General features: G+C 59.9%; 13 protein-coding genes. 6 read left to right on the forward strand and 7 right to left on the reverse strand.

The window, feature by feature from the left end; genetic code table 11:
• Positions 1-104: 104 nt before the first annotated feature.
• Both AC1RAC_RS24125 and AC1RAC_RS24130 read left to right on the forward strand, forming a co-directional pair.
• Positions 105-719, forward strand: a complete 615-nt coding sequence (locus tag AC1RAC_RS24125) for an RNA polymerase sigma factor (protein WP_057976213.1) — start codon at positions 105-107, stop codon at positions 717-719.
• Positions 713-949, forward strand: coding sequence for an anti-sigma factor family protein (locus AC1RAC_RS24130; protein WP_014719432.1), 237 nt, complete (start codon positions 713-715; stop codon positions 947-949). Before AC1RAC_RS24125 ends, AC1RAC_RS24130 begins: the two co-directional genes overlap by 7 nt.
• Before the next feature lie 132 nt (positions 950-1,081).
• Here AC1RAC_RS24130 and AC1RAC_RS24135 read toward each other — a convergent pair whose 3' ends face one another.
• Entirely contained in the window at positions 1,082-2,404 is a 1,323-nt protein-coding gene (locus AC1RAC_RS24135; protein WP_003193136.1) for a putative porin, read from the reverse strand.
• A gap of 285 nt (positions 2,405-2,689) precedes the next feature.
• Here AC1RAC_RS24135 and AC1RAC_RS24140 point away from each other — a divergent pair, with 285 nt between their 5' ends.
• The gene (locus AC1RAC_RS24140) at positions 2,690-3,823 is read left to right on the forward strand and encodes a GNAT family N-acetyltransferase (RefSeq protein WP_492617047.1); all 1,134 of its coding nucleotides are present in this window, start codon (positions 2,690-2,692) and stop codon (positions 3,821-3,823) included.
• Positions 3,824-3,943: 120 nt separating this feature from the next.
• Here the strand turns inward: AC1RAC_RS24140 and aqpZ are convergent, their stop codons facing one another.
• From aqpZ to AC1RAC_RS24165, 5 genes are all read right to left on the reverse strand, one after another.
• Positions 3,944-4,645: an aquaporin Z gene (gene aqpZ, locus AC1RAC_RS24145; RefSeq protein ID WP_054920241.1), complete on the reverse strand. Its 702-nt coding sequence runs from the start codon at positions 4,643-4,645 to the stop codon at positions 3,944-3,946.
• Between the two features lie 175 nt (positions 4,646-4,820).
• Positions 4,821-6,653, reverse strand: coding sequence for an ABC transporter ATP-binding protein (locus AC1RAC_RS24150; RefSeq protein WP_054897840.1), 1,833 nt, complete (start codon positions 6,651-6,653; stop codon positions 4,821-4,823).
• Positions 6,654-6,735: 82 nt separating this feature from the next.
• A complete protein-coding gene (locus AC1RAC_RS24155; RefSeq protein WP_034128293.1) occupies positions 6,736-7,299 on the reverse strand; it encodes a peptidylprolyl isomerase in 564 nt (187 codons plus the stop codon).
• A 3-nt stretch (positions 7,300-7,302) separates the two neighbouring features.
• Positions 7,303-8,106: an alpha/beta fold hydrolase gene (locus AC1RAC_RS24160; protein ID WP_492617048.1), complete on the reverse strand. Its 804-nt coding sequence runs from the start codon at positions 8,104-8,106 to the stop codon at positions 7,303-7,305.
• A gap of 14 nt (positions 8,107-8,120) precedes the next feature.
• Complete coding sequence (locus AC1RAC_RS24165; protein ID WP_003193120.1) at positions 8,121-9,044, reverse strand: PA3225 family LysR-type transcriptional regulator; 924 nt, start codon at positions 9,042-9,044, stop codon at positions 8,121-8,123.
• Between the two features lie 49 nt (positions 9,045-9,093).
• On the opposite strand from AC1RAC_RS24165, the gene AC1RAC_RS24170 reads away from it, so the two are divergent.
• From AC1RAC_RS24170 to AC1RAC_RS24180, 3 genes are all read left to right on the forward strand, one after another.
• Positions 9,094-9,408, forward strand: coding sequence for a 3-phosphoglycerate kinase (locus AC1RAC_RS24170; RefSeq protein WP_034128295.1), 315 nt, complete (start codon positions 9,094-9,096; stop codon positions 9,406-9,408).
• 151 nt (positions 9,409-9,559) lie between these two features.
• The gene (locus AC1RAC_RS24175; RefSeq protein ID WP_044275035.1) at positions 9,560-10,159 is read left to right on the forward strand and encodes an FMN-dependent NADH-azoreductase; all 600 of its coding nucleotides are present in this window, start codon (positions 9,560-9,562) and stop codon (positions 10,157-10,159) included.
• A gap of 203 nt (positions 10,160-10,362) precedes the next feature.
• The gene (locus AC1RAC_RS24180) at positions 10,363-11,232 is read left to right on the forward strand and encodes a carboxylate/amino acid/amine transporter (protein ID WP_054920237.1); all 870 of its coding nucleotides are present in this window, start codon (positions 10,363-10,365) and stop codon (positions 11,230-11,232) included.
• Here AC1RAC_RS24180 and AC1RAC_RS24185 read toward each other — a convergent pair.
• Complete coding sequence (locus AC1RAC_RS24185) at positions 11,189-12,217, reverse strand: NADP-dependent oxidoreductase (RefSeq protein WP_127881102.1); 1,029 nt, start codon at positions 12,215-12,217, stop codon at positions 11,189-11,191. The genes AC1RAC_RS24180 and AC1RAC_RS24185 overlap by 44 nt on opposite strands.
• Positions 12,218-12,269: the final 52 nt, after the last annotated feature.

Here is a 12,269-nt window from a genome sequence, read left to right on the forward strand (position 1 = left end):
TGCGAAGGCATCGGCTCGGTGTGCCTGAATCACCGAGTTGTCTGGATCGCAGGCAAGCCAGCTCCCACATTGAGCGTATTTCCACGGCAATATTGAGGTAATCGATGGCAGCAGCGGACGATGCGCACCTGCTTGAACGCCTGCTCAAGGGTGAGCAGCGGGCTTATAAGGATTTGGTCAACACTTACCAGAGTGCGATGCGCGCAGTGGCGTATGCCATCGTCGGCCAGCGCCATGCCGAGGAGGTGGTGCAAGATGCCTGGCTCTCGGTGGTGCGCAACCTGGCCAAGTTCGAAGGGCGATCGAGCCTCAAGACATGGTTATTGACGATCACTGCCAACTCCGCAAAGAGCCGTTACAAACAAAATCGTCGGGAAGTCCTTCTCGACGATTTGCCCTCACCCCACGGCACCATTGGCGATGACCGCTTCAGCCCGGATGATGGCCATTGGGCTGTCGCCCCTTACGCTTGGCACCAAGACACCCCGGAAGCGCTGCTGACCGAAGATGAACTGCGCAAATGCCTGGAGCATACGATTCTGAGTTTGTCCGAATTGCAAAGCAGTGTGCTGGTCCTGCGTGAACGCCAGGGCCTGGAACTGGAAGAAATCTGTAATCTTCTGACCCTTTCACTCTCCAACGTCCGTGTGCTGTTGCATCGAGCGCGGCTTAAAGTCTTCGCCACGGTGGAGCATTTTGAGGAAACGGGCGAATGTTGACCTGTAAAGAACAAGTAGCGCGTTCCAGTGACTATCTCGATGGGCAATTGACCTTTCGGGAGCGTCTGCTGGTGCGTCATCACTTGATGTTTTGTCCGAACTGCCGGCGCTTTATCCGTCAGATGCGCCTGATGCAGGCAACGCTCAAGCGTATGCCGCAGGAGCCGGTGGAGGGTGTTGATGCGCTGGCCGAACAACTGGCCGCCGAGCGGCGTAAAGACATCATGTAGGAGCGAGCTTGCTGTGGCGAGGGAGCTTGCTCCCGCTCGACTGCGCAGCAGTCGCAGGCTTTTGGGGGCGCTTCGCACCCCAGCGCAAGCAAGCTTGCTCGCCACAGCAAGCTCGCTCCTACATGTTAAACGTTAGAACTTGGCTTCAGCATCCAGCTGCAAGGTGTTGGTATCGGCATCCCGCTGGGTCCGGCTGGCGAAGTCAGCCTTGGTCAGGAAGTAGGTGGCGCCGATGGCGAAGTTCTTGTCGATGTCGTAGCTGACTTTCATCTTGTGACCGCGCGAGCCGGTGGTGCCGTTGGCGAAGTCCGAATCGGTGAAGGCGCCTACGACGGCATTACGTTGAACGTCGCGGTAGTTGTAGTCCAGGTTCAAACCGAACACCTTGGACTTGGCACCCAGCAACCAGGCGGTGTCCTGGTCGGTCACTGCATCGTTGTTTTTCACGTACTGCCCGTAGAACGACAGCGGCACGGCCAGGCCACCGATGTCTGCTTGCGCAAAACCTTCGTACAGGCGGAATTCATTGTTGGCCGAGTTGCCGTTGACCGCCAGTGCGCAAGGCGTGGTGGTGGTTGTGCAGCGGCTGTCCTCGTCATTCTTGTAGGCGTAGATACTGCCGCCCAAGGTCATTTTCAGGTTGTCGGTGACCGAGAACCGCGTGCCCAACTGGCCGGACGTCAGGCGCAGGTCATGGCGAAATTGCACGCCGTCACCGTCCACGTTGTCCTTGAGGTTGTAGTTACCCAGGCTACCGAACAGCTCAGCGCTGCTACCCAGTGGGTATTTGTAGGTGACGGCCAGGCCTTCAGGGTTGATGTCGCTATCCCAGATCACATCGCCCATGTTCACCCACGGCTGCAGCATCTTGCCGCCGATCACGTGCAGGTTCTTGATCTGGTCCGGGTGGTAGTCGATGTAGCCGAGGTCCAGCCAGATCGACTTTTTATCGAAGTAACCATCCTGGTCCTGGTTGGTGGAGCGTGCATCATCGCCGCCGCCGGTGGCGATACGGATACCGGTGTCCACTTGCGGGTTGATTTCGGTGTAGGCACCCAGGCGGGCACGAATGCGTTGACGGTCTTTGTCACGCCCACCGTTGTTGGGCTCGCCGTCGATCTTGATGGTTTCCTGGCGGAAGCGCACGTCACCCTTGAACTGGGTCTTGGCTGCCCAAGCCAATTTCTGGTCGAAGCTGCTCAGCTCGTTGGTTTTTTTCGCAGTGGCCGCGATCTGCTCGTTGGTCTCTTGTTGAGCCTGGCGTGCGATCTGCTGCTCTTTCTGATCCCTGGCCAGTTCCATTTGCAGTTCGGTGTACTGCGCCGCGGTGATCTGGCCGTTGGCCTTGAGCATGTCGAGCAATTTAGCGTCGACTGCAGCGCTGGCCGGAACGCTCAGTGCCAGCAACAGGCCGCCACACAGGACCGCCGCAGTTTTAGTGGAAGCAAGACGCATATCAATCTCCGAAAGTGAGGAGGGAGGGCAACACCCTCCAGGACACAACCGACCCATGACGGACGGAAAAAATGTCGCCCGGTAGACCCGGACGCTCTAAAAACTGGCGTCAGTATCGCGACCGTTTATGACGGAGTAGTGGCTAAGTGATTTCATCTAGATGACAAATCGTTACGCAACGGAACTAAGGGTTTTGACGTCTGTCCGCGTGTTTTGAGGATGTGTGCGCGGCTGTGATCAGCGATACTCCCCAGGTTTTCATGCCAAGAAACAATGAGGATGCCGATGCCGCTGCAACGCCTGGACAGCCTGTCCGATATCGCTGCGCACACGTGGGATGCCCTGATGCCACAGGCCCAGCCGTTTATGCAGCATGGGTTTCTCAGTGCGCTGGAAGACAGCGCCAGCATCGGCCCGCATTCGGGCTGGCAGACGGAGCACTTGCTGCACTGGGAAGGCGACCGGTTGATGGCGGCATTGCCGGGTTATCGCAAATGGCATTCTTATGGCGAGTACGTGTTCGATCACGGCTGGGCCGACGCTTGCGAGCGCGCCGGCATCGACTATTACCCCAAGTTGCTGACGGCCGTGCCGTTCAGCCCGGTCGGTGGGCCGCGCGTATTGGCTGCCAGTGCCGCAGACGCTTTCGAATTGCTCAACAGCCTGCCGGGGTATCTGGAGATCGAGGGCCTGTCGAGCGCCCATATCAACTTTACCGATGCCCTCGCCGATGAAGCCATGGCCCAACACCCCGGCTGGTTGCAACGCCTGGGTTGTCAGTTTCATTGGCAGAACCGTGGTTACCGCGACTTCCAGGATTTCCTCGACGCCCTGAGTTCACGCAAGCGCAAACAGATGCGCAAAGAGCGCGAACAAGTGGTAGGGCAGGGTATCGAGTTCGAGTGGTTGCAAGGCCATGAGCTGAGCGAATCCCAGTGGGATTTTGTTTACGCCTGCTACGCCAACACCTACGCGGTGCGTCGGCAATCGCCCTACCTGACCCGCGCATTTTTCAGCCTGTTGGCTGAGCGCATGCCGGCAGCCATACGCGTAGTCTTGGCCAAACAAGGCACGCGCCCGGTGGCCATGGCCTTCAGCCTGCTCGGTGGCGACAGCTTCTATGGTCGCTACTGGGGTTGCCTGGCGGAATTCGACCGCCTGCATTTCGAAACCTGTTTCTACCAGGGCATGGACTACGCCATCGCCCACGGCCTGCAACGCTTCGATGCAGGTGCCCAGGGTGAGCACAAATTGATTCGCGGGTTTGAGCCGGTGATTACGCGGTCATGGCACTACCTGCGCCACCCTGGGTTGAAGAACGCTGTGGAAGATTTTCTTGAGCGTGAACGGGTGGGGGTTCTGGCGTATGCCGAAGAGGCGAGGGCGGCCCAGCCTTATCGGCACTCTGACGGCACGTGAAACACCCTGTAGGAGCGAGCTTGCTCGCGAAGAACGTGCAGACGACGCGGGATTACAGCTGTATGCACCGCGTCATCGTTGGCGTTTTTCGCGAGCAAGCTCGCTCCTGCAGGGATTGGGTCAAGCTGTTTTTTCTGTACCCAACCATCGGTACGTAATGCCGCCGATCACCGCGCCGAGGATGGGCGCGAGCCAGAACAGCCACAATTGCTGCAGCGCCCAGCCGCCGACAATCAACGCAGGCCCTGTGCTGCGGGCCGGGTTGACCGAGGTGTTGGTCACCGGGATGGAGATCAGGTGGATCAGCGTCAGCCCCAGGCCGATGGCGATGGGCGCGAAGCCTGCCGGGGCTCGACGGTCGGTGGCGCCAAGGATGATCAGCACGAACATCGCCGTCATCACCAGCTCACAGACAAAGCCTGCCGCCATTGAATAACCACCGGGTGAATGCTCGCCATAACCATTGCTTGCCAGCCCGGAGGCCAGTTCGAACCCGGGTTTGCCGCTGGCGATGAAGTACAGCAGTGCGGCGGCGATGGCGCCACCGATCACTTGCGACACAATGTAGGCCGGCAGCTCCCTGGCCGGGAATCTGCCGCCGACCACCAACCCCACCGAGACGGCTGGGTTAAGGTGACAGCCGCTGATATGCCCGATGGCAAATGCCATGGTCAGCACCGTGAGCCCAAAAGCCAGGGACACCCCGAGCAGGCCGATGCCGACGTTGGGGAACGCTGCGGCCAACACCGCACTCCCGCAGCCACCCAACACCAGCCAAAACGTACCCAGTCCTTCCGTTACGGAACGTTTGAACAGTGACATGAACACTTCCTTAGATTGCTCTATCTGATTAACGGTCTGTGTGGCTTCCCTGCTGCCTTAAATCAGGGCCCTCCTGGGGCCTGATTGCAGTACAGCAGGATTGTGTCGCAAGACCAGCCAGATAGAGAAAGCTGTCAGAATTGTTCGGAATTGAGCGGGGCTTTACTCAGCAAAATCAGTCTATGCCGACAAAACCCCCGGTCTGATGCTGCCATAACCGCGAATAAAGCCCGCCGTATGCCAACAACTCGGAATGGCTGCCGCTTTCGGCAATCTGGCCTTTTTCCAGCACCACCAGGCGGTCCATTCGTGCGATGGTCGACAACCGGTGTGCAATTGCGATCACCGTCTTGCCCTGCATCAAGGTTTCCAGGCTCTCCTGGATCGCCGCTTCCACTTCAGAGTCCAGCGCAGAGGTGGCTTCGTCCATGATCAGGATCGGCGCGTCCTTGAGCAGCACGCGGGCGATAGCGATACGCTGGCGTTGCCCGCCGGAGAGTTTCACCCCACGTTCACCCACATGGGCATCCAGCCCGGTGCGGCCCTCGGAATCCGACAGCAGCGGGATGAATTCATCGGCGCGGGCCTTGTGCACCGCCGCCCACAGTTCTTCGTCAGTCGCGTCGGGCTTGCCATACAACAGGTTGTCGCGGATCGAGCGGTGCAGCAACGAGGTGTCTTGGGTGATCATGCCGATTTGTGCACGCAGGCTCTCCTGGGCTACCTCGGCGATGTCCTGGCCGTCGATGAGGATGCGCCCGCCCTGCAGGTCGTAAAGGCGCAGCAGCAGGTTGACCAGCGTCGACTTGCCCGCGCCGGATGGGCCGATCAAGCCGATCTTTTCCCCGGCCTTGATCTCAAGGTTGAGGCCGCCAATGATTCCGCTCTTCTTGCCGTAGTGGAAGTCCACTTGCTCAAAGCGTACCTGGCCGTGGGGCACCGTCAGGCGCGGAGCGTTTTCCCGATCGATAACGGCCAGTGGCTGGGCGATGGTCTTCAGGCCGTCTTGCACAATGCCGATGTTTTCGAAAATGCCGTTGACCACCCACATGATCCAGCCGGACATGTTGACGATGCGGATCACCAGGCCGGTGGCCAGGGCAATCGCGCCCACGGAAATCAGCGACTGGGTCCACAGCCACAGGGCCAGGCCAGTAGTGGTGACGATCAGCAGGCCGTTCAGAATACAGATCACGGTGTCCATGCTGGTGAGCACGCGGGCGGCCAGTTGGGTTTTTTCGGTCTGCTCGATGATCGCTTGCTTGGCGTATTCCTGTTCGTTCTGCGTATGGGCGAACAGCTTCAAAGTGGTGATATTGGTGTAGCCGTCGACGATTCGGCCCATCAGTTTGGAGCGCGCCTCGGAGGAAATCACCGAGCGTTCTTTCACCCGAGGTACGAAGTAACGCAGGGCCAGGCTGTAGCAAACGATCCAGGTGATCAGCGGAATCATCAGCCGCCAGTCGGCCTCGGCAAACAACACCAGGGCACTGATGGCGTAGATCGACACGTGCCAGATAGCCTCCGCGGTCGCCACCGCCGAGTCACGCAAGGAGTTGCCGGTTTGCATGATCCGCTGGGCGATGCGCCCGGCGAAATCGTTTTGAAAGAAATTCAGGCTCTGCTTGAGCACGTAGCTGTGGTTCTGCCAGCGAATCAGGCTGGTCATGCCAGGGTTGATGGTCTGGTGCACCAGCAAGTCATGCAGGCCGTTGAAGAGCGGGCGCAACAACAGGGCGACCACGGCCATCCAGATCAGCTCGGCGCTGTGGATCTGGAAAAAATTCGCCGGTGGCGTGCCCTGGGCCAGGTCGATGATGCGGCTCAGGTAGCTGAACAACGCAACTTCGATCAGGGCGCCGACCAGCCCCACCACCAGCAGCGCGGCGAAGCACGGCCACACCTGGCGCAGGTAATAGAGATAGAAGGGCAGGACTTTTTCGGGAGGGGCCGCGCTGGGGGCGTCGCGGAAAATATCGATCAGTTGTTCAAAACGACGATAGAGCATTAGGTTTGACGCCCGCCGGGCGGGCTCTCCTTTCAAAGGTGCACGGTGCCATGCGGGCACCGTGCAAAGCTGCCTGCGGACCTCAGTCGATGCGCTTGGCCGACTTGATGATCACAGGATCGATAGGCACGTTCTGCATGCCTTGCTTGGTGGTGGTCTGGGAGTTGACGATGATGTCGACCACGTCCATGCCCTTGACCACTTTGGCGAACACGGCATAACCGGCATCGCGGCCCGGGTCGAGGAAGGCATTGTCGGCCACGTTGATGAAGAATTGGCTGGTGGCCGAGTTCGGGTCATTGGTGCGAGCCATGGACAAGGTGCCACGCACGTTATGCAGGCCATTGCTGGCTTCGTTCTTGATCGGTGCTTCGGTCGGCTTTTGCGCCATTTGCTGGGTGAACCCGCCGCCCTGGACCATGAAGCCGGGGATCACGCGGTGAAAGATCGTGTTGGTGTAGAAGCCCTTGTCGACATAGGCCAGGAAGTTCTTGGTGCTGATCGGCGCCTTGACCGGGTCCAGTTCGATTTCAATCTGGCCGTTGGTGGTGTCGAGCAACACGTGTGGCGCCTTGGCCGGCTCGGCCGCCATCAGGTTGGCAGCGAACAGGGCGGAACCGGCAAAGAAGGCGATTTTTTTCAGCATGGGTCAGTGATCCTGGGTAGTGGTTTCGACGGTCTTTAGAAACTCGAGCAAGGTCGCGTTAAAGACCTCGGGTTGATCCAAGGGCGTGGCATGGCGGGAATCTTCGATGACCACCAGCCGCGCATCGGGCAGCAGTTTTACATAGATTTCTTTCTGCGCCACGGGGGTGTAGTCATGGTCGGCGCTGATGACCAGGGTTGGACAGGCAATTCTCGACAGTTGTTCCTGCACGCCCCAGCCCACAATGGCGTCGAAGCTGGCGAGATAAGCACGTTTGTCGTTGCTTGCCCAGCGTTCGGCCATCTTGCGGCGCAGGTCGGCCTGCTCAGGTTTTGGGAACAGCCGATCGCCCAAGGCCTTGCCGATGTTGCCCAGGCTGAGCACGCGGGCCAGGGTCCAGCGTTTGGCCCACTGCCAATAGTCGTCGGCACTGCGCACCTTGACCTCAGGCGCGCTGTTGACGATGCACAGGCTTTTGACCCGCAGGGGTTCATCCACCGCCAGTTGGAAGGCGATCATGCCGCCCATGGATAAACCCACCACGTGGGCCGCTGGCAGGTCCAGGTGTTCGATCAGGGCGACCAGGTCGAAGGTAAACCCTTTGATGCTGTAGCGCTCCCGGGGTTTGTCCGAGCGACCATGGCCGCGCACGTCAACCACGATCAGGCGGTAGTGCCGGGCGAGTACCGGTATTTGCAGTTCCCAATCCTGGCTGCTGGAGCCCAGGCCGTGGATCAGGATCAGGGGGTTGCCATGGCCGTATTCCTCGTAATGCAGGCTGCAGCCTTCATGATCGAACCAGGCCATGGATGAACTCCGTTTCAGGCTTGTTGGGGAGCGGCGAAGGGCGCGTCCAGGGGAGCGGTGTCAAAGGTGCGCAGCAATTCCACGAGGATCTGCGTGGCGGGCCCCAAGGGTTTGTCTTTGTTGGAGTACAGGTAAAACGTCGGGTTGCGACTGCCACCTTTTTCCAGGGGAAGCTGCTTGAGCACGCCTTCCTTGAGTTCGCGCTCGATCATGTGCCGGGGCAGCCAGGCAAAGCCCAGGCCGCTGCCGACGAAGGTGGCGGCGGTAGCGAGGCTGCCGACGGTCCAGCGCTGTTCGGCGCCTAGCCAGCCGACGTCGCGCGGTTGTTGGCGGCCCGAGTCACGGATCACAACCTGCATCTGGCTCTCCAGGTCGTGGAAACTCAGCTCACGGTTGAGGCGATGCAGCGAGTGATCGGGGTGGGCCACGGCGACGAACTCCACATCGCTCATTTCCGTGCCCAGGTAGCCCGGGATGATAAACCCGCAAATGGCCAGGTCCGCCATGCCGTCGAGCAGCAACTCTTCGACGCCGGACAGCACTTCTTCGCGCAGGCGCACCCGGCAGCCACGGCTTTGGGGCATAAAGGCGGTCAGCGCGCGAACGAGGCGTGCGCTGGGGTAGGCGGCATCCACCACCAGGCGCACTTCGGCTTCCCAGCCCTGCTCCATGTGATGGGCGAGGTCTTCCAGTTGGCTGGCGTTTTTCACCAGTTGGCGGGAGCGGCGCAGCAGCACTTCACCGGCTTCGGTCAGCACCGCCTTGCGCCCGTCGATACGCAGCAAGGGGACACCGAGTTGGTCCTGCATGCGCGCTACGGTGTAGCTCACTGAAGATTGCGAACGGTGCAGCGCTTCGGCGGCTTGGGCAAAGCCGCCATGATCGACCACGGCTTGCAAGGTGCGCCATTGATCGAGGGTAACGCGGGGCGCTTTCAAGATGAGCTCCTCTTGTCCTAAGCTGGCGGTCCTTATTGGAGACTGCCGAATGAGAAAATTGTGTTGTGTGTTGCTGGCGCTGCTGCCGATGAGCGCGTTTGCCTACCCTATCGACGTGACGAAAAAGATCGATGGCGTGAGCATTGATTACACCGCCTCCGATGTGGACGGCGACATCAGTTCGATCCAGCTGAACAACTACGGTACCCAGGACGCTGTGTGCAAGGTTACCTTCACCAACGGCCCGGAATCGCCACGCCGTCGCACCGTGACTGTGCCGGCAGGCAAAAGCACCAACACCACGGTCAAGTTCAACCGCGCCATCATCAAGATGCGCATTGCCTTGGACTGCGCCCCAAAATAAAGCGGTAGCGGGGCATGCCCACAGGAATACTCCGCTTATAAACGAATTTCTAGATGGGTTGTAGCAGTTTTTTGCGCTTTTTTATCGAATGGGCCCTGGTTAACCTTCTCTCCATCGACTTACAGCAATTACCGATGGAGCCTACGAAGCCATGTCCAATGTCCTGATCATCGAAAGCAGTGCGCGCCAGCAGGATTCCATTTCCCGCCAGCTCACCCAACAGTTCATCAGCCAATGGCAAGTCGCCCATCCGGCAGACCACATCACCGTGCGCGACGTCGCGCTCAATCCGGTACCCCATTTGGATGCCAACCTGCTGGGCGGTTGGATGAAACCGGCGGAGCAGCGTAACGACGACGAACAGGTGTCCCTGGACCGCTCCAACGAGTTGACTGACGAACTACTGGCCGCCGACGTGTTGGTGATGGCCGCGCCGATGTACAACTTCGCTATCCCCAGCACCCTCAAAGCCTGGCTGGATCACGTGTTGCGGGCCGGTGTGACTTTCAAATACACCGCCACTGGGCCCCAGGGCCTGTTGACCGGCAAGCGCGCCATCGTGCTCACCGCACGCGGCGGTATTCACACGGGTGCTACCTCGGATCACCAGGAACCGTACCTGCGCCAGGTCATGGCATTTATTGGCATTCATGACGTCACCTTCATTCACGCCGAAGGCGTCAACCTGGGCGGCGACTTCCAGGAGAAGGGCGTCAATCACGCCAAGGCACTGCTGGCCCAGGTGGCCTGAGGCGTTAATCGTCAGATAATCCCGTGCTGCTTATATAGCCCCACGCAAACCCTTCAAGTACGCGTATCGAACCTCCCTTTGCACTTTTTGCTCCTGAGTGCTCCTGCCCGACTGCCGCTTTAGCGAGGTCGGGTTTTTTTTGCGCCGAGTTTCTTCAACCTCCAAAAAGCTTTAATGTCGCGCCCATTCGAAACGAGGCGCGCATGGGCTATTTACTGGTTGTCACCCTGATTCAGGCATTTTCCTTCAGCTTGATTGGCGAATACCTCGCCGGTCACGTCGACAGCTACTTTGCGGTGCTGGTGCGCGTGGTGCTGGCCGGGCTGATCTTTATCCCGCTGACGCGCTGGCGCTCGGTGGAGCCCGCGTTCATGCGCGGCATGTTGGTGATCGGTGCATTGCAGTTCGGCGTGACCTACGTCTGCCTGTACCTGAGCTTTCGCGTGCTGACGGTGCCGGAAGTGCTGCTATTCACCATCCTCACGCCGCTGCATGTGACCCTGATCGAGGACGCGCTTAATCGCCGCTTCAATCCCTGGGCGCTGGTGGCGGCCCTGGTGGCGGTGGGCGGTGCGGCGGTGATTCGTTTCGATCAGATCACCCCGCACTTCCTGATGGGGTTCTTGCTGCTGCAATTGGCCAACTTCACCTACGCCGCCGGGCAAGTCATGTACAAACACCTGGTGGCGCGTTATCCCAGTGACCAGCCGCACTTCCGGCGTTTCGGTTATTTCTACCTGGGTGCCTTGTTGGTGGTGTTGCCGGCATTCCTGCTGTTCGGCAAGGCTGACTTCCTGCCGCAAGCGCCGCTGCAATGGGGTGTGCTGGTGTTCCTCGGGTTGGTCAGCACCGCGCTGGGCATGTACTGGTGGAACAAGGGCGCCTGCCTGGTCAATGGCGGCACCCTGGCGGTGATGAACAACCTGCATGTGCCGGTGGGGTTGCTGCTGAACCTGCTGATCTGGAACCAGCACGAACCGCTGGGCCGTTTGGCCCTGGGCGGCCTGGTGATTCTGGGGGCGGTTTGGATCAGCCGGCTGGGTGTACGTCGGGTGGTGTCGTCCCCATCGTGATCACCACCTTGCCTTTGGCGCGGCCTTGTTCGACATAGTCCAGGGCCGCCGCTGTGGATTCGAACGGAAAGGTACGGTCGATAACCGGCCGGATACTGCCGGACTCGACCAGCGCGGTGATTTCATCCAGTTGTGCGCCACTGGCACGCATGAAGACAAACTCATAGCTCACGCCTTGCTTGCGTGCTTTCCTGCGGATACCGCTGCTCAACAGGCCCATGACCAGGCCTAATACCCATGGCAGGTTCTGGGCGCGGGCGAAGGCGGGCGTCGGCGGCCCGGAGATGGAGATGAGCTGACCGCCGGGCTTGAGAATCTTCAGTGACTTGGCCAGCGCATCCGGGCCCAGGCTGTTCAGCACCACATCGTAATCCCGCAGCACGGCCTCGAAGGCTTGCTGTTTGTAGTCGATCACTACATCCGCGCCCAACGCCTTGACCCACTCCACATTGGCGGTGCTGGTGGTGGTGGCGACAAAAGCGCCCAAATGCTTGGCCAGCTGGATGGCGATACTGCCCACCCCGCCTGAGCCCGCATGAATGAACACCTTCTGGCCTTTCTTCAGCTTCGCGGTTTCCACCAGCACCTGCCACGCCGTGAGCGCGACCAGGGGCAGGGACGCGGCTTGCTCCATGGTGATGTTGTCGGGTTTGCGCGCCAGTGCGTCTTCGTGCACGGCAATCCGCTCGGCGAAGGTGCCGATACGTTGCTGGGGCGGACGAGCGTAGACTTCGTCCCCCGGCTTGAAGCGTCGTACCGCAGCGCCGACGCTGAGCACCACGCCGGCCAGGTCGTTGCCCAGTGTCAACGGCAATGCATAGGGCAGGATCAGTTTGAATTCGCCCTTGGCGATCTTTGCATCCAGCACATTGACGCTGCTGGCCCGCACCTGGACCAGCACGTCATGTTCACCCACAACAGGCGCGGGGGTCTCGATGAGGCGGCCGGGCTGCTTGCCGTACCGTTCGATGGAAAATGCCTTCATGGTTCAACGCTCGTTGCTTCGGTGAGAAGGGCAGGCGCGGAGCACGCCTGCT

Source organism: Pseudomonas sp. GW823-FHT02F05 (assembly GCF_058797315.1).